General features: G+C 71.9%; 14 protein-coding genes and 1 tRNA gene. 6 read left to right on the top strand and 9 right to left on the bottom strand.

Annotation, left to right across the window (positions count from 1 at the left end; all coding sequences use genetic code 11):
* Window positions 1-120: 120 nt before the first annotated feature.
* On the bottom strand, window positions 121-1,950 hold the full coding sequence (locus ACFWV8_RS32970; RefSeq protein ID WP_384212768.1) for an endonuclease/exonuclease/phosphatase family protein: 1,830 nt from the start codon (window positions 1,948-1,950) through the stop codon (window positions 121-123).
* Window positions 1,951-2,160: 210 nt separating this feature from the next.
* On the opposite strand from ACFWV8_RS32970, the gene ACFWV8_RS32965 reads away from it, so the two are divergent.
* A complete protein-coding gene (locus ACFWV8_RS32965) occupies window positions 2,161-3,687 on the top strand; it encodes a hypothetical protein (protein ID WP_384212765.1) in 1,527 nt (508 codons plus the stop codon).
* A 421-nt stretch (window positions 3,688-4,108) separates the two neighbouring features.
* Here ACFWV8_RS32965 and ACFWV8_RS32960 read toward each other — a convergent pair whose 3' ends face one another.
* From ACFWV8_RS32960 to ACFWV8_RS32950, 3 genes are read right to left on the bottom strand one after another with little or no spacing between them, the layout of a single operon-like run.
* Complete coding sequence (locus ACFWV8_RS32960) at window positions 4,109-4,876, bottom strand: SDR family NAD(P)-dependent oxidoreductase (RefSeq protein WP_384212761.1); 768 nt, start codon at window positions 4,874-4,876, stop codon at window positions 4,109-4,111.
* A gap of 58 nt (window positions 4,877-4,934) precedes the next feature.
* Window positions 4,935-7,259, bottom strand: coding sequence for a protein kinase (locus ACFWV8_RS32955; protein ID WP_384212758.1), 2,325 nt, complete (start codon window positions 7,257-7,259; stop codon window positions 4,935-4,937).
* Window positions 7,256-9,694 (bottom strand): protein kinase, encoded by a 2,439-nt coding sequence (locus ACFWV8_RS32950; protein ID WP_384212754.1) that lies wholly within the window; start codon window positions 9,692-9,694, stop codon window positions 7,256-7,258. Before ACFWV8_RS32950 ends, ACFWV8_RS32955 begins: the two co-directional genes overlap by 4 nt.
* A 137-nt stretch (window positions 9,695-9,831) precedes the next feature.
* Between ACFWV8_RS32950 and ACFWV8_RS32945 the strand changes: the two genes are divergently transcribed.
* The 3 genes from ACFWV8_RS32945 (at window position 9,832) to ACFWV8_RS32935 (ending at window position 11,917) form a co-directional block, all read left to right on the top strand.
* Window positions 9,832-9,901: transfer RNA gene (locus tag ACFWV8_RS32945), tRNA-Asn, on the top strand.
* Window positions 9,902-9,994: 93 nt separating this feature from the next.
* On the top strand, window positions 9,995-11,575 hold the full coding sequence (locus ACFWV8_RS32940; protein ID WP_384212751.1) for a TROVE domain-containing protein: 1,581 nt from the start codon (window positions 9,995-9,997) through the stop codon (window positions 11,573-11,575).
* 114 nt (window positions 11,576-11,689) lie between these two features.
* A complete protein-coding gene (locus ACFWV8_RS32935) occupies window positions 11,690-11,917 on the top strand; it encodes a hypothetical protein (protein ID WP_037784015.1) in 228 nt (75 codons plus the stop codon).
* Window positions 11,918-11,988: 71 nt separating this feature from the next.
* On the opposite strand, the gene ACFWV8_RS32930 is transcribed toward ACFWV8_RS32935, so the two are convergent.
* Together ACFWV8_RS32930 and ACFWV8_RS32925 are read right to left on the bottom strand one after the other, a co-directional pair.
* A complete protein-coding gene (locus ACFWV8_RS32930; protein WP_384212749.1) occupies window positions 11,989-13,269 on the bottom strand; it encodes a TerD family protein in 1,281 nt (426 codons plus the stop codon).
* Between the two features lie 64 nt (window positions 13,270-13,333).
* Entirely contained in the window at window positions 13,334-14,158 is an 825-nt protein-coding gene (locus tag ACFWV8_RS32925; protein WP_384212746.1) for an NAD-dependent epimerase/dehydratase family protein, read from the bottom strand.
* 272 nt (window positions 14,159-14,430) lie between these two features.
* Here ACFWV8_RS32925 and ACFWV8_RS32920 point away from each other — a divergent pair, with 272 nt between their 5' ends.
* The gene (locus tag ACFWV8_RS32920; RefSeq protein WP_384212744.1) at window positions 14,431-15,390 is read left to right on the top strand and encodes a 5-dehydro-4-deoxyglucarate dehydratase; all 960 of its coding nucleotides are present in this window, start codon (window positions 14,431-14,433) and stop codon (window positions 15,388-15,390) included.
* Complete coding sequence (locus tag ACFWV8_RS32915) at window positions 15,387-16,571, top strand: hypothetical protein (protein ID WP_384212741.1); 1,185 nt, start codon at window positions 15,387-15,389, stop codon at window positions 16,569-16,571. The genes ACFWV8_RS32920 and ACFWV8_RS32915 overlap by 4 nt, the downstream gene beginning before the upstream one ends.
* On the opposite strand, the gene ACFWV8_RS32910 is transcribed toward ACFWV8_RS32915, so the two are convergent.
* From ACFWV8_RS32910 to ACFWV8_RS32900, 3 genes are all read right to left on the bottom strand, one after another.
* Window positions 16,557-17,780: an MFS transporter gene (locus ACFWV8_RS32910; protein ID WP_384212739.1), complete on the bottom strand. Its 1,224-nt coding sequence runs from the start codon at window positions 17,778-17,780 to the stop codon at window positions 16,557-16,559. The two genes, ACFWV8_RS32915 and ACFWV8_RS32910, sit on opposite strands and share 15 nt — an antisense overlap.
* A gap of 45 nt (window positions 17,781-17,825) precedes the next feature.
* Window positions 17,826-19,277, bottom strand: coding sequence for a peptidoglycan D,D-transpeptidase FtsI family protein (locus ACFWV8_RS32905; protein WP_384212736.1), 1,452 nt, complete (start codon window positions 19,275-19,277; stop codon window positions 17,826-17,828).
* Window positions 19,278-19,375: 98 nt separating this feature from the next.
* Window positions 19,376-19,987 (bottom strand): response regulator, encoded by a 612-nt coding sequence (locus tag ACFWV8_RS32900; protein ID WP_384212771.1) that lies wholly within the window; start codon window positions 19,985-19,987, stop codon window positions 19,376-19,378.
* Between the last annotated feature and the right edge of the window lie 13 nt (window positions 19,988-20,000).

The following is a 20,000-nucleotide window of genomic DNA, read 5'->3' as shown; positions in this document are numbered from 1 at the left end:
CGCCCCGCGCCCGGGCCGGGGGGTCGGGGGGGGGGGGGGCGGGGGCGGGGGCCCCCCCCCCCCCCCCCGCCGGTCAGGGGGCGATGTGCCCGGTCAGAGGGGGCAGGGGCGTCAGGGGCGTCAGGGGCGGAAGCGCAGCACCTGCGGGTCGTGGTCGCTGTTCTGGTCGGCGAACTCGGCGTTGATGTGGACGCTGTCGTAGTCGAAGTCGTCGATCGACGGGCTCGTCAGGATCTGGTCGAGAACCTGGCTGTTGCCCTGGTAGACGTACGAGTAACGCTCCGGCGCCGGCAGGGACTTGACCGCCGGGTACAGCGCGCGGTCGGCGGTGAGCGCCTTCGTCGTGGCGGAGAACTCGAAGTCGTTGATGTCACCGACGACCAGGATCTTCGCACCACGCTGGATCTTCTGGAGGTCCTTCACGAACGCGTTGACGGCCTTGGCCTGGAGGTGCCGCTGCGGCTCGGAGATCCGGTTCGGCGGCTGGTGGTGCGAGACCAGGCTCTCGTCGCCGCCCTTGGAGCCGAAGTGGTTGGCGATCACGATGACCGGCTCACCCCGGAAGGTGAACTCACCGGCCAGCGGCTTGCGGCTGTTCTCCCAGGCGGCGTTGGTGGGGTCGATCCGGCCGGGGGAGAGGCTCAGGGCGGCCTTGCCGCCCGTGCGTACGGCCTCGGTCGCGGTCGTGGCGTCGCCGCCCGCGCGGTCGGTGAAGGAGACCCGCTCGGGGTTGAAGAGGAAGACCTGGCGGATGTTGCCGCCGGGCTCGCCGCCGTCGGTCTTGTTCTCGGGGTCCACGGTCCGCGCCTCGTACGCGGGACCGCCGGCGGCCACGATCGCCGCCGTGAACTTGGCGATCGTCCGGTCCGCGGAGACGGTGCCGTCGTCCGTGGCGCCGTTGTCGTCCTGGATCTCCTCCAGGGCCAGGATGTCAGGCGACGAGAGGTTGCCGACGACGGCGGCGGCCAGCGCGTCGAACTTCTCCTGCGGGTCGGACGGGTCGAGGTTCTCGACGTTGTACGTCGCCACGGCCAGCTCGTCGCGGCGCTGCGCGCGCGTCGTCTCGGGCTTCGCGCCGTTGCCTGTGACCTTGCCGAGGGTGCGGGCGGTCAGCGTGTAGCCGCCGAACTGGTTGAAGTCCAGGGGGCCTTCGGTGTCGCCCGACAGCACGTCGCCGACATCGGCCTTCGGGAACGGCTGCTCGGCGACCGGGGCCAGCTGCTGGATCTGGAGGCGGCCGGTGTTCTGGTCCTCGTACGAGCCGTAGAGCGTGCCGCCCCGGCGGGTCTCGTTCTCGCTCGGTTTGACCGTCACCCACAGCTCCGAGTACGGGTCGGTGGCGCCGACCACGCGCGAGGTGCCGACCCGGACGTTCATGCCCTCCAGCGACTCGTAGTAGTCCAGCGCGTAGCTGCGGGGCTTCAGCTGAAGGCCGTTGATGCTGTCGCCCGTCGCGGCGGTGCCCTTCGGCGTGTAGGCGGCCGGGACGGTCTTGGCCGAGATGGTGACCGGCGCGGGCAGCTTGTTGCCGGAGGAGACGACCGTGATCTTCGGCGACGAGATCTGGGTGAGGGACTGGTTCCCGGAGGCGGCGCCGCCGGGGATGTACTCGGTGACCGTGCCCGACACCTTGACCGAGTCGCCAACGGCGACCGTCGGGGCCGAGCTGGTGAAGACGAAGATGCCCTCGCTCGTCGCGCGGTCCTTGTCCGGGTTCGGGTCCTGGAACCAGAAGCCGCGGGAAGAGCCGTAGGCCCGTACGCCGGTGACGATGCCGGGTACGTCCGCCACCGGGGTACCCACGAGCGGCGATATCCGGCCACTGCCCTGGATGCCGTGGATCCTGATCTCGGCGGCCGAGGCCGAGGAGGATCCGGCGAGCAGACCGGCGGCCAGGGCGGCGGCGACGAGGGCCGAGACGGCGGCGGTTCTCGGTACGGATGAAGGCATTGCGGGACTCCGGAAGTGAGGAAGTAAGGAGTGTGGGAGGCGGAGTTGGAGACAAAGTTCTACGCGCGTCACACTCTTGTGTGCGCCCATATGTTGTCAAGGGTGCGCGGGTGTACGCGCGTTGTCGGCCAAGTGAACCGGGTGGGATGGGGTGAAATACGTCTACGCTTGGGCGCCCTGGACCCCGTAAGGCGCAAGGAGAATCACCAGATGTCCGGAGACCGCCCCACCCTGCCGCCGGTGCGGCTGCCCTCGGACGCGGAGCTGGCGCGGGACGCGCTCGCGGTACCGCTGCTCGCCAGGGCGGTCCGCCTCGCCCGCTGGGCCGGGCCGGAGACGCGCGTGGGGGCGGGCGGCGAACTCGTCGAGGAGCAACTGCCCGCGGCGGCCGAGGCGCTGGGACTCATCGGGACCGAGAGCCCCGAACCGACCGAGAGCGACGAGGCGCTGGCGGCGGGGGCACGGGCGGAGGCGGAGGCCGACGCGAGCGAGGCGTGGCGGGTGGCCGTCGACACCGGTCTTGTCGAGGTGGAGGACCCAGGCCAGGACGAGGAGGCGGGCGGGGGTTCCGACGCGGACGGCACCGTGAGCGCCGGGGCGGCGCTCCAGCTGATCGCGTCCGGCGGCCCGCAGGACATCCTCTCCCTCTGGCTGGACGCCCTGGACGTCGTCTTCGCCGACGCGACGGCGCCCGTCCTGGAGGACCTGGCCGGTGCCATCGGCGACGACGGCGAGATCGACCTCGACGCGCTGGACTGGGACCCGGAGGTGGAGGCCGAGTTCCTGGAGGGCGTCCTCGGCAATCTCTATCTGCTCACCGTCGGCGAGGGCGGGACCGAGCCCGTCCCCGTACCGCTGCCGGTACTCGCCGCGTCGATGATCGTGCCCGACGACATGGGCGAGCCCACCGACGACGTCCTTGAACAGGTGTCCGAGGCGATGATGCGGCTGGACGACCAGTTCGCGCTGCTTGAACCGATCGGGCTCGTCACGTATGTGCCCGTGGACGAGGCTCTGATGGTCGAGGACGCCGAAGGCGGCTCCGACGCGGTGCCGTACGGCGACGACGAGGACGTGTCGCGGTACGGCGTGGTCACGCTGACCCCGCTCGGGCTCCACGGGATCAGGTCCCGGATGCGGGACGCGGGTGTGGACGCGCCCGCCGTCGGCGATCTGGCCGACAAGGGCGCCGACGCGCTGCTCGACGGAGTCGCGCACTTCCCGGAAGCTGCCGCCCGCGCCGAGACCGAGCAGTGGCTGGCCCGCCGCGAATCCGCCGAAGCGGCGCGCGAACTCCTCCGCGCCGCAAAGGGAACCGACCCCGAGGCACCGCTGCGCCGGCTGCACTGCCAGCAGGCACTCGCGCTCGTCGGCGCCGAGGCGGAGCCCGCGGTGCGTGAGGTCCTGGACGACGGGGAGCTGGGCGGGCTGGCCCGCGTCTGGCTGGCGGAGCTGGGCGCCGCCGACGTGCCGCCGCCGTCCGAGTCGATGATCTTCTGGCTGGCCATCGACACCATCGCCGCCCAACTCGACGCCGAGGACGAGCCGGTGGAGCTCCAGGAACTGGTGGAGGGCCTGGTCGGCCAGCACAGCGGCTTCTTCGACGCGGCGTGGCGGGTGGACCACCCGGCGACGGCGGACGTGCTGGAGGCGATGGGCCGGCTGCACCAGGACCGCAAGGCGGCGAAGGACGCCCGCAAGGCGGCGTTCAAGGCGCGCTCACGCAAGGGGAGTTGACCGCGCCGGGCGCGTCCGCCCCGTCGTCCGCCCACGGAGCGGGGGCTCACGCCCGCGGCTGATGCCCCGTTGGTGCGGTGCATCGCGGGGCGGAGGATCGCTCTTGTACTGGACGCACGTGAGCGATTCCGACAACGCAGGGGGCACCGCCCGTGCCCGAAGGACTTCGGGGGAGCCGGCGTCCAGGCGTCGCGAGCCGGACGGGACTTCGCGGGCAGGGTCTGGGGCGTGTCTTTGAAGTAGCGCCGTTCGCCTGCGAGGCGGGGCCCGCGGCGTTTGGTGTGGTGCATCGCAAGGCCGCGAGGATCGTGCTCGTACTGGGCGTACTCGCACGACTCCGACAACGCGGCGAGGTGCCGTGCCGGACCCCGCAGGCCAGGCGGGACCTTGAAGACACGGCCCAGGTCCGGTCCCGGGCCCCTCAAGTCCGTAGGTACGACGCGCCGTTGAGGTCCAGGATGGTGCCCGACGACCATTCCGCCTCCGGGGAGGCCAGCCACAGCACGGCCGCCGCGATCTCGTCCGCGCTCGCCACCCGGCCGAACGGGCTCTGTGCCCGGATCGCCTCGCCCTCCGCCCCCGTCAGCCGGTCGGCCACCCGTTCGGTGTCGAAGAACCCCGGTGCGACGGAGGCGACGCCGATGCCGTACGGCGCGAGCGAGACCGCGAGTGACTGGCCCAGCGCGTGCACCGCCGCCTTCGTGGCGCCGTACGCGGGATGGTCCGGCTCGCCCCGAAACGCGCCGCGTGAACCGATGTTGACGATCCGGCCGCCCGTGCCGCGGTCGATCATGGACCGCGCGGCGCGATGGCTGAGCAGCGCCGTACCGAGCAGGTTCACCGACAGATGGCGCTGCCAGCTCGCCGCCCAGTCCTCGTACGAGGTGGTGGGGAGCGGATGACGCTCGTTCACCGCCGCGTTGTTCACGAGCACGTCGATGCCGCCCAGTGCCTCGTGCGCCGCGTCGGCGATCCGCGCCGCGCCCGCGGGGTCCGACAGGTCCCCGCCCAGCAGCGTGTGGCCCGTGCCGTCGAGGGAGTCCAGGGTGTGGCGCGCGTCCTCCTCACGGGTGCCGTAATGGACGGCGACGCGGTCTCCGTTGGCGGCGAAGGCGCGGGAGACGGCGCGGCCGAGCCCTCGTGAGGCACCGGTGACCAGGACCCGGCGGCCGGTCTGCGGGAAGTTCATGAAGCGGCCCTTCGGAGAGGGGACTTGGGAGGCTTGTCGCGGGACGGCTCGATCGGCGTCAGACCTCGACGCCGTTGTACGCCCGTACCGCCGACGTGCCGATCCGGCCGTACCAGCCCGAGGCGTCGGCCGCGAGCCCATCGATGATGTCAGGCAGCGACCACGCGCGCAGCGGTGCCCCGTCGGCGAGGCGCAGCGCGGTGCAGGTGTCGCCCGACGCCGCGTAGACCGTCTTGCCCGCGACCACGGGCGGTACTTTCGCGATCCCGGTCAGCCGTCGTGTCCAACGGGGCTCGCCGGACCTGAGATCGACGGCCTCCAGAGTGTCCGCCTTCGACCAGTGCAGCACCAGACCGCCCGCCGAGACCGGACCGCGCAGTCCGCCCGTCTGCCGTGGCCAGCTCGTCTCGATGCCGAGCGTAGGGCGTGACCGAGGCCAGCGCGGCTTCCCGTCGGCCGGATCGAAGCCGTGCAGCTCGCCCGCCGTTGCCAGCAGAGCGGTGGAGCCCGCCGCACCGATGGCCGTGGCGCCCGGGGTCACGGCGTAGGTGCGTGCGGCGACGGCGACGCGCTCTCCGCCACGGGCGCGGATGATGTGCAGCCTGCCCTCCGTGGTGAGTACGGCGAAGTTCCCCGCGTCCGGCAGCGCGGTGGCGGCGAGGGACTGGCCGGAGTCGGCCTTCAACCCCTCGTACGTCCAGATCGTCCGGGCCGACGCGGCGTCGACACCGTCCACCCGCCACCCCACAATGGTGGCCAGCAGCAGGGTGCGGCCCAGTACCGCCGGTGGCTGCGTGCGGCCGAGTTCGCGCTCCCAGCGCTTCGCCCCGGTGCCCAGATCGACGGCCATCAGCTCCTTCTCGTCCTCCTGGTGCTCGTACGACGAGATCGCCGCACCGTCGGCGACGGTGACCCAGACCGGTGGCAGCCTCTGAATCGGGTCGGCCTCGGCGCGCTTCTTTCCCGAGCCGACGGCGACGACGGGCAGCCCGATGTCGGGCGCGACCAGAACCCCGTCCGCCACGCCCCACACACTCGGCGCGCTCGCCGTGGCTTCCAGTTCCCAGCGGTCGGCACCGTCCGATGCCGCGCAGGCGCGGACGTAACCGTTGGTACCGCTGAGTCGCCCGTGCAGCAGCAGGGTGCCGCCGGAGAGCAGCAGGGCGTCGATGACGTCCTGTTCGGCGGTGAGACTCCAGCGGAGCGCGCCCGGCGTCGCCGAGCCCTTCTTGTGGGTGAGCTGGGCGCCGTCGCCGGTGGTGAGGCCGCCGGAGGGGGAGTTTCCCCAGCCGCGTACGACGGAGACGCCGAGCAGTCCGGTGAGGGAGGTGGCGCCGGCCACCAGCACTCCCCGGCGGGCCAGTTGGTGGCGCCTGGCGCGCTTCGCGCGCTGGAAGGCGAGCTCGGGACCGGGGGCGCGCTCGCGGTCGGGACGAGGCGCCGGGGGACGGGGATTCGTGACCTGTCTCGTGGGAGCCACCGCCGTCCGCTCGCGCGGCGGGGCCTCGTCGTCCTTGACCGTGTCGTCACCCTGTACGAGGCTCCGCAGCGGCTCCTCGCGCCACCACAGCGGCGCCTCCGGATCGGCCGTCCGCTCCAGCACCTCGCCGACCGAAGGCCGGTGCGCCGGGCCCTTGTTGAGACAGTCGGCGACCAGCCCCCGCAGCTCCGGGGGCACCTCGTCCAGGTCGGGCTCCTCGTGCACGGCCCGGTAGAGCAGGATCGCCACCGTTCCGTCCCCGAAGGGATTGCGGCCGGTGGCAGCGAAGGCGAGGACCGCGCCCAGTGCGAAGACGTCGGCCGACGCAGTCACCGGGGAGTCGCCCGTGATCTGCTCGGGCGCGATGAATCCGGGCGTCCCGATGATGTCCCCGGTCTCGGTCATCCCGTGGTCCCCGAGCGCACGCGCGATCCCGAAGTCGATGACGCGCGGCCCCTCGGCGGTGACCAGGACGTTGGACGGCTTCAGGTCACGGTGCACGAGTCCCGCGCCGTGAATGCTCGTCAGCGCCTCGGCGAGCGCCGCGCCCAGCGACCGTACGACCGTCACGCCCAGCGGCCCGCCGGCGGCCACCGCCCGCCGCAGCGTGACGCCAGGCAGGTAGGCGGTGGCCAGCCACGGCACTTCGTACGTGGGATCGGCGTCGAGCACCGCCGCCGTGTGCGCTCCCGTCACGGCGCGGGCGGCGGCGGCCTCGCGCCGGAACCGCTCGCGGAAGTGCGGTTCGGCCGCGAGGTGCGCGTGCACGGTCTTCACCGCGACCAGCCGGCCACCGGTCGTACGGCCCAGATAGACCCGGCCCATGCCACCGGCCCCGAGCCGGCCGAGCAGCCGTACGGAGCCGAGGGTGGTGGGGTCGCCGGGCAGGAGGGGATCGGTCATGTCAACTCCGGTACGGCGAAGGTGGACAGGGTGCCCGACGCCGACACGACATGTACGAGCCCGGCATCCGCACCCGCCTCCGCACCGGCACCGCCCTCAACCGCACCTTTGTCGCTCCCCGCGCCCGGCCGGACGATCACCGTACGCACCTCGCCCGTCTCCGCCGCCCAGACGAGCGCGCCCGTCGCCGCGTTCCGCGCGTGCACCCCCCACCCGGGGACCTCGCCGATCGCCTCGTCGCCCCCGGGTTCCGTCCCCAGTCCGTAGACGAGCCCGCCGGCCACCGTCAGCGAACCGTCCTCCGGCCGGCCGACGTCCGTCGAACTCCAGCGCGTACGGCCGCTGTCCGCGTCGAGTGCCTTCACGGTGCGGTGATCGGCGATGTGCACGAGCCCGGCGGCGGCCGTGGGGGTGATGGTGGCGTCGGTGTCCTCCTCGGCCTGGTCGATGGACCACAGCGTGCGCCGGGTCGCGAGGTCGACGGCCTTCAACTGCCCGGCCCGCGCGTAGTAGTGGACGCCGCGGGCGCCGAGGTGTGACTCCGGATAGCGCGCGCCGCCCGGTATCTCACGGTCGAGTGTGCCGTCGGCGGCGCGCAGCACCGTCAGCGGTTCGTCCGTCTCCTTCTCGTCGGCGGTGAAAGGGCTCGCGGCGGCCACACCGATCCGGCCGTCCCTCTCGTAGAGCCCCGCCACCTCCGCCGGCACGCCCTCGTGGAACCAGAGGGGTGCTCCGGTGCCGGGGTCGTAACCGTAGGCGCGCCAGGGGCGTTTCTGGGCGGCGCGCTGCTCCCACAGTGTCGTGTAGGGGCTGTAGGTGACGACACAGAGGATGTCCGCGGAGACCGAGAGCGCGGAGAGTTCGCCGTCGACCGAGACGACGGGGTCGGACGTGGCGGAACCGCTGGGATTCGGCGGGCGATGAGGGTTGCGCACCATGGGGTTGGCGGACCACTTCAAGGCGCCGGTCGCCGCGTTCAGGGCCGTGATCTCGGCCATGACGATGCCCGAGGAGCGCGCCAGGTGGACGACTTCGTCGCCGGGCGCGACGTCGGCGATGTCCTCGGCCGGGTAGCTCCAGGCGACGGCTCCGGTTCGTGCGTCGACGCGGGTCAGCGCGGAGTCGGACACCAGATAGAGGGCTTCGCCGTGCCGCAGCGGGGTGGCGTCGCCGATGTCGCGGGTCCACAGGGCGCGGCCGAGTGTGTAGGGACCGGGTGAACCGGAGCCGGACTCCGCCCCGTCGCCGTTCCCTGCGTCGCCGCCGGTGAGTTCGGTGAGCCAGGCGACCGCGCCGATCGCCGCGCCGCCCGCGATGGCCGCTCCGCCCCAGCGCAGAAACCGCCTTCGTGACGCGCCCCGGCCCCCGCTCACGACCGTGTCGGCGCCCGCGCCCGGCGCGAGCGTCGCCCCGGAGGACGGGCCGTGGACGGTCGCGGCCGGTGCCGGGGGTGCGTCCGCGGGAGCGTCCCGCGGCTCATCCCGCGGTTCGTCCCCCGTCTCGGCCGCCGCTTCAACTTCCCCTTCCGCCTCCACCGCCGCCCCCGGCGCCTTCGCGACCAGCGCGGCCACTTCCTCCTCGCGGCGCCGGATCAGACCGGACACCGCCTCCCGCTCCCACCACGGATCGCCGTCGGCCCACGCCGCGCACGCGCTCAACACCTCGGCCACCGTGGGCCGGTCGCCCGGCTCCTGGCTCAGACAGCGCCCGAGCAACTCCCGCCACCCCGCCGCGCCGTCCCCGCCCGCCTCGGCCACCCCGTCGAGATCCGCGGGGCCGTGCATCGTCCGGTACAGCACCTGGTGCACCGGGCCGGTGCCGAACGGCGGACGGCCGGCCGCCGCGTACGCGAGGAGCGCCCCGAGCGCGAACACGTCGACGGCCGGGCCGGGTTCACCCGTCCCCGTGAGCAGTTCGGGCGCGATGAAGCCGGGCGAGCCGACGACCTCACCACTGCCGGTCAGGCTCTCGTCGGCGGCGGTCCGCGCGATCCCGAAGTCGATGACCATCGGGCCGTCGCGCGTCACGACGATGTTCGACGGTTTGAGATCACGGTGGATAAGTCCCACGGCGTGCACGGCGGCGATGGCCTCGGCCAGCGCGGCCCCGAGCGCGGCGAGTTCGCCGGAAGCGAGCGGGCCGAGGGCCGAGACGGCGCCGGTGAGAGTGGGCCCGGTGCAGAACTCGGTGGCCAGCCAGGGGCGTACGGCCTCCGGATCGGCGGCGAGCACGGCGGCCGTGAACGGCCCCGCCACCGAGCGCGCCGCAGCCGCCTCGCGCCGGAACCGCTCCCGGAACAGCGGGTCCGCCGCCAGGTGCTCGTGCACCGTTTTGACCGCCACCAGCCGCCCGGACGCCGCCCTGCCGAGATGGACCTGGCCCATGCCGCCCTCACCGAGCAGGGCGACCAGCCGATAGCCCCCTAGTTCCTCCACCGTGGCTCCCCCTCCGCCCTCCGCCGCGTACACGGCCGATCACTGCGACGCGTAATGAGCATCCCAAGGTTCCGGCGTCCGTGGCGATACGGGTAAAACCCGTGGCACGTCATCGGCCGCTCTCCTAAAGTCATATCTGTCCAGGTGCGAAGGCGGGACCTACTTCCACTGTTAATGGGGCGGTCGCAGGTTCGAGTCCTGCCATCGGCGCACAAGCCGGTGTAGCTCAGTCGGCAGAGCACCTTGTCGGTTCCGCCGGCCTTGATCTCTGGACTTTTCATCGAATTCGGGGGAATTCCCATGGCGCGCTTCAACACCCGTCTTTCCGCGCCCCGCGGTAGGTCGCCCGTGCGCTCGACCGGCGGTAATACCCTCACCCACCAGGGCGGCACCGGACATTCGCGCGACGCCAGGTCCGAGCTGTTCCTGCTGGCCGTCGCCAACTTCGTTTCCCAGCGGACTTTCTACGAGTCCGGGGACGACCGGGACAACCGCTTCGCCGACCTCGTAGGTGAACTCGCCGTCGACGACCCGCGGTGGACGGCCGGTCTGCTGAGCTGGCTGCGCCGTGACGGCAACATGCGGACCGCCGCCATTGTCGGCGCCGCCGAATACGTGAAGGCGCGTCTCGACCTTGACGTCAGCACCGGACCTTCGAACCGTCAGGTCATCGATTCCGTACTGCTGCGCGCCGACGAGCCCGGCGAAATGCTCGGTTACTGGACGTCCCGTTACGGACGCCGGATCCCCAAGCCCGTCAAGCGTGGCACGGCGGACGCGGTGAAGCGGCTCTACAGCGGAAAGTCGCTGTTGAAGTACGACACCGCGTCCAAGGGTTATCGGTTCGGGGACATTCTCAATCTCGTGCACGCCTCGCCCGACCCGGCGAAGGCATGGCAGGGCGAGTTGTTCCGTTATGCCCTCGACCGCCGGCGCCACCCCGACACCGCGGTTCCGCCCCCGTCGAACCGCACTCTCATCGCGCACCGCGAGCTGATGGCGCTGCCCGTCGCGGGCAGGCGCGCGGTGATCACGGCTCCTGGCGCCGCCGAGCGGCTGGCGGAGGCGGGCATGACATGGGAGATGCTGGCGGGCTGGCTCCAGGGTCCGATGGACGCGGCGGCGTGGGAGGCCGTCATCCCGTCCATGGGGCCGATGGCGCTGCTGCGTAATCTGCGGAACTTCGACGAGGCCGGGGTGAGCGACGAGGTCGCGGCGAAGGTCGCCGCCGAGCTGTCGGACCCGGCGGTGGTCGCCCGTTCGCGGCAGTTCCCGTTCCGCTATCTCGCCGCCTACCAGCACGCGCCGTCGCTGCGCTGGTCCTACCCGCTGGAGCGGGCGCTCGGCCACTCGCTGGCCAATGTGCCCGCGCTGCCGGGGCGGACGCTGATCCTGGTCGACCGCTCGGGTTCGATGTGGTCGCGGCTGTCGGACCGCTCGGAGCTCAACCGGGCGGACGCGGCGGCGATCTTCGGTACGGCGGTGGCGATGCGGGCCGCCGACGCCGATCTGGTCGAGTTCGGTTCGACGAGCGCCAAGGTGAAGTACCGGGAGGGCGAGTCGGTGCTGAAGGTCCTGGCGCGCTTCGGCGATCTGGGTGGCACTGACACGTCGCGGGCGGTCCGGGCGCACTACCGGGGCCATGACCGGGTGCTGATCGTCACGGACGAGCAGGCGGCGTACAGCCACTACGGCGACCCGGCCGAGCAGGTCCCGGAGCGTGTTCCCGTCTACACCTGGAATCTGGCGGGATACCGGGCCGGACACGGTCCGTCGGGTGGCCGGAACCGGCACACGTTCGGCGGTCTGTCCGACGCCGCGTTCCGTATGGTTCCGCTGCTGGAGGCGGGTCGGGACGCCGACTGGCCGTGGGCGGCCTGACCGCCGGAACGGGGGCCGGGGAGGGCCGTGGGGTCACTGGGGAACGAGTGATCCTGCGGCCCGTGGGTTGTCGGGCATGGCGCGTCGGGTGCCGTTGGGCGCATACTCCAGCTAATGACAAAGTCAGCCGGTTCCCGGCGCCACCTGCCGTCCAGTCCCTTCAACCGCCAAGGCCCGGCCTCACCTCCGCCCGAGCACTTCGACGTGGGAGACCGTGTCTCCCATGACCAGTTCGGGTTGGGCAGAGTCATCGGAGTCGAGGGCGAGAACGCCGTGCTCATCGACTTCTCGGGCCGCCAGGGTCGGATCCTGAGCCCCTTCTCCAAATTGACCAAGCTCTGAAGACCCAGGCCTACGGGCCGCCGCGATCCCCGTGACCGCGGCGGCCCGTAGAGGCATGTCGCCGGCGATGGTCAGAGGGACTTGGCCGCGGGCTTGACCATGCCGCGGACCGTACGGGACTTCACGAACTCGCCGACGGCGGTCATCTCCCACTCACCCGAGTACTGCTTGATCAGCTTCGCCATGATCACGCCGGTCTGCGGCTCGGCGCCCGTCAGGTCGAAGCGGACGAGCTCCTCGCCGGTCCGGGCGTCCAGCAGCCGGCAGTAGGCCTTCGCGACCTCGTTGAACTTCTGGCCGGTGAACGAGTTGACCGTGAAGACCAGGCCCGTGGCCTCGGCCGGCAGCCGGCCGAGGTCGACCACGATCGTCTCGTCGTCCCCGGCGCCCTCACCGGTGAGGTTGTCGCCGGAGTGCTTGACCGAGCCGCCCAGGATGGACAGCTTGCCGAAGTAGCAGCTGTCCAGGTGGTTGCGGTTGGGGCCGTAGGCGATCACGGAGGCGTCGAGGTCGATGTCCTTGCCGCGGAAGGCGGGCTCCCAGCCGAGGCCCATCTTGACCTGGGTCAGCAGCGGGGCGCCGCCCTTGACGAGCGACACCGTCTGGTTCTTCTGGAGGCTGACGCGGCCCTTGTCCAGATTGATCTTCCCGGCGCCCTGCGGGGGGCCCGGGGGAGCGGACGGCGGGACGGGCGCCGAGGGAGTGACGGGGGCCGCGATCCGGGGGTCGGGCGCCGTGGGGGTCGGAGCCGGCGGCGGGACGGGCGCGGCGGGCGGCACCGGGGCCATGGGGGTCACCGGCGCCTGTGGTGCCTGTGGGGCCTGCGGGGTGGCCGCGGCGGGCGTCGTGGGCTCCTCCACGGAGACGCCGAAGTCGGTGGCGATGCCCGACAGCCCGTTCGCATACCCCTGGCCGACCGCGCGGACCTTCCAGGCGCCGTTGCGCAGATAGACCTCCACGACGACCAGAGCGGTCTCCGTACCCAGATTCGGCGGGGTGAAGGTGGCGAGCGCGCTGCCGTCGTCGGCGTTGCGGATGGTCGCTGTGGGCTCGATGCCCTGGAAGCTCTGTCCCGCCGCGTCGGGGCTGGCCGTGACGACGATCTTCTCGATTCCGGCGGGGACGTTGGCGGTGTCCACCACGATCGCGTCCGGGGCCGTACCGCCGCCGGACCGGTAGGTCACACCCGGGCCCGTCGGCTGGTTGTAGAAGATGAAGTCGTCGTCGGAGCGCACCTTGCCGTCGGCGGTGAGCAGCAGGCCCGAAACGTCGAGCCGCACCGGTGCGGCGACGTCCACCGCCACGCGGGTGGCGGAGAGAGGGATGTTCGAGCCGGGGGTCATAGCTGTCATGCCAGGCGTAACGAACGACTCCTCTTTGCCGTTCCCTTACCCTCGTGCCCCTCGCCCGTACGGGTCAGTAGGGCCACTGGGGCGGGTGGGTGCAGAAGTGGCCGCCCAGATGGGCGTGGTCGGGATTGCCGGGGTCCAGCTCGCCCTGTTCGTCGACGAGTTTGTCCGCGTACTGCTCCGAGTCGTCCTGGGGCTCGTACCCGAGCGCCCGCGCCGTCGAAAGGTCCCACCACAGGCGGGTGTTGGCGGACGAGCCGTAGACGACGGTGTGCCGCACGTCCTCGGCGGTGAGCGCGGCGTGGAAGAGCCGCGCGCCGTCGCCGGGGCTCATCCAGACCGACAGCATCCGTACAGAGGTCGGCTCCATGAAGCAGGACCCGATCCGTACGGAGACGGTCTCCAGCCCGTGCTTGTCCCAGTAGAACTGCGCCAGATCCTCGCCGAAGCACTTGGAGATGCCGTAGAAGGTGTCCGGGCGGCGCGGGGTCTCGATCGGGATCAGCGCGTCCGAGTCGAGCGGGTAGGAGCCCTGCGGCCGTGGCGTGAACCCGACGGCGTGGTTGCTTGAGGCGAAGACCACCCGCGCGGTGCCCTCCTCACGCGCCGCCTCGTACAGGTTGTACGTCCCCTCGATGTTGGCCCGCAGGATCTTGTCGAACGACGCCTCCAGCGAGATGCCTGCGAGATGGATGATCGCGTCGACACCCCGGACCGCCTCACGGAGCGCGTGCTTGTCGCCGAGGTCGGCCGTGATCGCGTCGGGCTCACCCTCTATGGGAGTGGCGTCGAAGAGCCGGAGTTCGTACCCGTAGGCGGGCAGCAGGCCGCGCATCAGGGTGCCGAGGCCGCCCGCTGCGCCGGTGAGCAGGACGGTTCGCGGTTGGGGCATGGGCGTGAATCTCCTCGGACGTACGGGGGCGGACCCCGAGCTATCAGAATCGATCAGATGTATGGATGTGATTCATATATGTGGGCACGCTAAGGAGTGTCCGGAGTCAGGGTCAAGTGTCGCGCGGAGGTGGTCAATCCGCTCGTGGGTTGCGGTTTTCCGTCTTGACCGGCGCCACGGGGCTGGCCTAGCGTGGCGCTGTTCAGAAATATGGACGCCGATCAGAATTGTGCACGAGCGTGAGTGCTCGCCGCACGGCCCAGGGAGCGCCAGTGACCTCAGCCCCGCTCGCCGCCCGCCTCGACCGAGTCGCCGGACCGTTGTTCTTCCCCGTCACCGCGTACGGTCCGGACGGCGCCGTCGACCTCAACGCCTTCCGCGCGCACATCAGAAGGGGTGTCGACGCGGGATGCGCCGCGGTTTTCGCCTGCTGCGGCACGGGCGAGTTCCACGCGCTGACCCCGGAGGAGTTCGGGGAGTGCGTGCGCGTGGCCGTGGAGGAGACAGCGGGGGCGGTCCCCGTCGTGGCGGCCGCCGGTTACGGTACGTCAATCGCCCTGAGATACGCGGAGATCGCCGAGGCCGCGGGCGCCGACGGACTGCTCGCGATGCCGCCCTACCTGGTCATGGCCGACCAGGAGGGCCTGCTGCGCCACTACTCGGCGCTGGCCGCGGCCACCGGCCTGGAGACCATCGTCTACCAGCGCGACAACGCTGTCTTCACCCCCGAGACCGTCGTCGAACTCGCCAAGGTCGACGGCATCATCGGCCTCAAGGACGGCCATGGCGACCTCGACCTGATGCAGCGCATCCTCAGCGCCGTACGCACCGACCGGCCCGACACCGACTTCCTCTACTTCAACGGCCTGCCCACCGCCGAACTCACCGGACTCGCCTACCGCGGCATCGGCATCACCCTCTACTCCTCCGCCGCCTTCGCCTTCGCGCCCGAGATAGCCCTCGCCTTCCACCGCGCCCTCACCTCCGGCGACGACACAACCGTGAACAGCCTCATCGACGGCTTCTACCGGCCCCTGGTCGAACTGCGCTCCAAAGGACGCGGATACGCCGTCTCGCTCGTCAAGGCGGGCGTCAGACTGCGCGGTCACGACGTGGGCGAGGTACGCACCCCGCTGAGCGAACCGCGGCCCGCGCACATCAAGGAGCTCACCGAGATCATCGAACGCGGCTACGGGCTGCTCCGCGACGAGGAGCCGGGGGAGGGCGCGTGAGGGCCTCCGCCTTCCTCTACCCCTGGGACGTCGTGGGCGACCCCGACGCGCCCGCCCGCGTGCGGGACCTGGGCGTCCGGCAGGTCACCCTCGCGTCCGCCTACCACTCCACGCGCGCCCTGACCCCGCGCCACCCCCTGCACCGGGTCGTCACCGCCGAACACTCCGCCGTGCTCCACCCTCTCGACGAGGACCGCTGGGCGGACGCCGAACTGCGCCCGTACGCCGCCGGCGACTGGGCCCCCGGCGACGCCTTCGGCGAAGCCGCCGCGGCGCTCGCCGACGCCGGACTCGACGTGCACACCTGGGTCGTCCTCGCCCACAACTCCCGCCTGGGCGCCGAGAATCCGGACACCTCCGTCGTCAACGTCTACGGCGACCGCTACCCCTGGGCCCCGTGCATCGCCCGACCCGCCGTCCGTACGTATGTCGTCTCGCTGGCCGCCGAAGCCGCCGTACGGCCCGGTGCGAGGGGCGCCGAACTGGAATCCCTCGGCTGGTACGGGCTCGCGCATCTGCACGCCCACGACAAGATCGGCGGCGTCCCGCTCGGCGAGGCCGCGCAGTATCTGATGTCGCTCTGCTTCTGCACCGTCTGCCGCGCCGGACACCTGTCGCTGGGCCTGGACCCCGACGAGCTGAACACCGCCGTCAGGCGCGCCCTGGAGCCCGTCTGGGCCGGCGCGCAGGCTCCCGGCGGCCCCCAGGGTCTCGCCGGGATCGAGAAGCTCCTCGGCGCGGAGCTCACCGCCGCCACCCTCGACTGGCGTGTCAGCACGGCCCGTTCGCTCCAGGAGGCCACCGTCGCGGCCGTACGCGCCCACGGCGGCCCCGGCTTCCAGGTGCTGCTCCACGCCGACCCCCACAGCCACCGCACCGGGGCCAACGCCGGTGTGGACCCCGCGCACATCCTGGACACCGCCGACGGCGTCGTCCTGCCGTGCACCGGCGGCGCGGCGGAGGCGATGCTGCCACCGTTCGCCGCCCACCGCCGCGAATCCACCGTGCTGGCAGCCAACTTCACCGTTGTCGCGGGCATGGGCGGGAGCCCCGGCACCCTCGTCGACGACGCGGCGCACGCGCGTGCGCTCGGCGCGACCGAACTGCGGCTGTACCACGCGGGTCTGGCGTCGGACGCCGATCTCGCGGCCGTCACCGCCGCGCTCTCACGCCTCGGCTGAGCGGCCCCGGGGCAGTCCTCCGTAGAAGGCGAGGCCGCCCGCCGCCAGCAGCCCGATCACTCCGGTGACCGGCAGCAGCACCGTGATGTCGACGAACGCGATCAGTCCCGCGCCGAGCGCGAGGGACACCGCGTTCGGCACGTAGATCAGGGTATTGGCGGTGGCGGCGGTCCGCCCGAGCACGGCGTCCGGAGTCTCGCGCTGCACCGCCGTCAGCGCCACGATCAGCACGCACGGCAGGCCGATCCCCACGGCCACCGCGCTCGCCAGCACCACGGCGTCGTACGGCAGCGCCCGCAGCCCCACCGCGACCGCGAAGAGCGCGATGCCACCGGCCGCGAACGCCCGCTCCGGCATCCTGCGCATCAGCGGACCCGCCAGCAGCCCCACGGCGACCGAGCCGACGCCCTGGAGCGCGTAGAGCAGACCTACGTACGTAGGCGCGTGCCCGAGGCCCTTGTCGACCACCGCGTAGATCGCCGCGCCGTTGAGCCCCGCGAGCAGCATCGTCACCGATCCCGCCAGGACCAGGGGGCGCAGAACCGGTGAGTTCCGCAGCACCCGCGCGCCCTGCGCCGTACGGGAGAGCCAACTCCCGGAGCGGTCCGGCACCGGCTTCTCCTCCCGGACCCGCATCAGTGCGAAGAGCCCCGCCGACAGCGCGAACGTCGCGGCGTCGAGCAGGGCGACCGTCCCGCCGCCGTACGCCGCGAACAGCCCGGCGCCCGCGAGCGGCGCGAGGAGCTTCATGCCCTCGTTCGCCGTCATCCGCAGCCCGTTGAAGTCACCGAGCAGCCGCTTGTCGATCGCCGTCGCGACCAGGGCGGCCTCGGCGGCGTCCTGCACCACACCGCTGACGCCGTAGACGAGCAGCACGGCGAACAGGATCCAGATCCGGCCGGCCGATTCGACCACGAGGAGCAGGGGCAGCAGCGCGGCCATCGCGAGATTGCAGAACACCAGCAGCGGTCTGCGCCGCCACCGGTCGGCGACCGCGCCCAGCAGGGGCCCCACCAGCGTCGGCGCCCACATCGCGAAGACGGTCAGGGCCGCCAGACTGTCCGACCCGGTGAGGGACTTGACCCAGATCCCGCCGACCAGCCACATCGCCGACGTACCGAAGCCGGACACCACCACACCGGACAGATACAGCCCGGCGTTGCGGTCCCTGAGGACCGTGCCCATGGCCCACTTCTTCCCCGTCCCCATCGGCACATCCTGGCACGGGGCCGGGCCGCCGGCGGGGCCGCCGGGTCAGCGCAGCGCCGCCTCCATCATCCGCTTGGCGATCGGCGCCGCCAGCCCGTTGCCGCTGACCTCCGAGCGTGCCGCGCCCGAGTCCTCGACCAGGACGGCCACCGCCACCTCCTTGCCCGTCGACGCGTCCTTCGCGTACGAGGTGAACCAGGCGTACGGCGTCTGGCTGTTGTCCACACCGTGCTGGGCCGTGCCCGTCTTGCCGCCCACCTCGACGCCGTCGATACGGGCGTTGGTGCCCGTGCCCTCGTCGACCACCGTCACCATCGCGCTGCGCAACTGCTCGGCCGTCGACGACGAGACGATCCGGCGCGACGGCTCGTCCTCGTAAGAGGTGAGCGTGTCGCCGCCCGCGTCCACCACCTTGGAGACCATGTGCGGCGATTCGAGGACCCCGTCGTTCGCCAGGGCGGAGGAGACCATCGCCAACTGGAGCGGCGTGGCGGTGACCTCGAACTGGCCGATGCCCGTCAGCGCCGTCTGCGCGTCGTCCATGCCGGAGGGGTAGACGCTCGCGGCGGCCCGCACCGGCACGTCCTGCTCGGTGTCGTTGAAGCCCAGCTCGGACGCCGTCGCGCGCACCTTGTCCTCGCCGAGGTCGGCGGCCATCTTCGCGAAGACGTTGTTGCACGAGTACTGGAGCGCCGTGCGGATCGTCGCGTCCTCGCAGGGCGCCGACTTGTTCTCGTTCTCCAGGACCGTGCTGGTGCCGGGCAGCGTGAACGGGTCCGGGCTCTCGGTCCGGGTGTCCACGTCCCCGTACAGCCCGTCCTCCAGCGCCGCCGCGGCCACCACCAGCTTGAAGGTCGACCCCGGCGGCAGCGGCTGCCGCAGCGCCCGGTTGACCATCGGCTTGTTCGCGTCCGCGTTCAGCCGGCTCCACGCGTCGCCGTCGTTCGTGCCACTGATCGCCGACGGGTCGTACGACGGGGTGCTGACCATCCCGAGGATCTTCCCCGTCGCCGGGTCGATCGCGACGGCCGCGCCCTTCTTGTCGCCCAGCGCCTCGAAACCGGCCTTCTGCACCGCCGGGTCGATCGTCGTCAGCGCACTGCCCGGCGCGGTCTGCTTGCCGGTGAGCGCGTCCAGCGGATTCTTCAGCCGGGGGTCCGTGCCGTCCAGGACGTGCGAGTAGATGCCTTCGAGCTGCGTGGAGCGGTACGCCTGCGAGCTGTAGCCGGTGACCGCCGCGTAGAGCTCACCGTCCGTGTACGTGCGTTTGTACTTCAGGTCGTCGCCGCCCGACGTCCTGGCCGAGCCCGTGACGGGGGAGCCGGCCACGACGATGTCGCCCAGCGGCTGGGCGTACTGGTCGATGAGCGTGCGTCGGTTGCGTTCGTTGTCCGCGAGGGCCTTGCCCTGGTACGCCTGCACCCAGGTGGCCCGCACCAGCAGGGCGAGCACCATGAGCAGACAGACGACCGCGGTGCGCCTGATTGTCTTGTTCATCCCACACCTGAGGACGAACGGGACCGGGCCGCGCGTTCCGCCGTGAGCCTCTTCTCAGAAACTCTTCATACCGGGCGGGCCGGCCGGTGGGGCGGGGGTCACCCCGGGCTGATGAACCCCGACTCGTACGCCGCGATCACCGCCTGCGTACGGTCCCTCACCCCGGTCTTCGCGAGCACCGCAGCCACATGCGACTTCACCGTCGCCGGACCGACGCCGAGCCGCCCGGCGATCTCCGCGTTCGTCAGACCCGTGACCATCAGCCGCAGCACGTCCGCCTCGCGCTCCGTCAGCCTTCGCGCCCACGGCGCGGCGGGCTGTCGGCGCGCGTACTCCGCGGCCAGTCCCCGCAGCGCGGCCGGGAAGAGCAGCGAATCGCTGCGCGCCACCACCCGGACCGCCCGCACGAGGTCTTCGGCCGCCGCCCGCTTCAGCAGGAACCCGGAGGCGCCGGCGCGCAGCGCGTCGTACACGTAACTGTCGTTCTCGAAGGTCGTCACCACCACCACGCGCGGCCCCGGACCGGCGTCCGAGAGGATCCGCTCGGTCGCGCGGATGCCGTCGATCTCCGGCATCCGGACGTCCATCAGCACGACGTCCGGGCGGGCATCGCGCACCACCGAGACCGCCTCCGTGCCGGTCGACGCCTCGCCGACGACCGTCATGTCCGGCTCGGCCTCCAGGATGACGCGCAGCGCCGTACGGACCATCCGCTCGTCGTCG

Source organism: Streptomyces sp. NPDC058665, assembly GCF_042714995.1.
Classification (GTDB): domain Bacteria; phylum Actinomycetota; class Actinomycetes; order Streptomycetales; family Streptomycetaceae; genus Streptomyces.
Note: the sequence above shows the minus strand (reverse complement) of the source record. Positions and strands in the feature narration are given on the sequence as shown.

Coding starts and splice junctions, on each gene's coding strand:
- ACFWV8_RS32925 (WP_384212746.1), bottom strand. CDS start 14,158: ATGCCCCAACCGCGAACCGTCCTGCTCACCGGCGCAGCGGGCGGCCTC.
- ACFWV8_RS32910 (WP_384212739.1), bottom strand. CDS start 17,780: ATGGGGACGGGGAAGAAGTGGGCCATGGGCACGGTCCTCAGGGACCGC.
- ACFWV8_RS32965 (WP_384212765.1), top strand. CDS start 2,161: ATGTCCGGAGACCGCCCCACCCTGCCGCCGGTGCGGCTGCCCTCGGAC.
- ACFWV8_RS32930 (WP_384212749.1), bottom strand. CDS start 13,269: ATGACAGCTATGACCCCCGGCTCGAACATCCCTCTCTCCGCCACCCGC.
- ACFWV8_RS32955 (WP_384212758.1), bottom strand. CDS start 7,259: ATGACCGATCCCCTCCTGCCCGGCGACCCCACCACCCTCGGCTCCGTA.
- ACFWV8_RS32960 (WP_384212761.1), bottom strand. CDS start 4,876: ATGAACTTCCCGCAGACCGGCCGCCGGGTCCTGGTCACCGGTGCCTCA.
- ACFWV8_RS32905 (WP_384212736.1), bottom strand. CDS start 19,277: ATGAACAAGACAATCAGGCGCACCGCGGTCGTCTGTCTGCTCATGGTG.
- ACFWV8_RS32940 (WP_384212751.1), top strand. CDS start 9,995: ATGGCGCGCTTCAACACCCGTCTTTCCGCGCCCCGCGGTAGGTCGCCC.
- ACFWV8_RS32970 (WP_384212768.1), bottom strand. CDS start 1,950: ATGCCTTCATCCGTACCGAGAACCGCCGCCGTCTCGGCCCTCGTCGCC.
- ACFWV8_RS32935 (WP_037784015.1), top strand. CDS start 11,690: ATGACAAAGTCAGCCGGTTCCCGGCGCCACCTGCCGTCCAGTCCCTTC.
- ACFWV8_RS32900 (WP_384212771.1), bottom strand. CDS start 19,987: ATGGTCCGTACGGCGCTGCGCGTCATCCTGGAGGCCGAGCCGGACATG.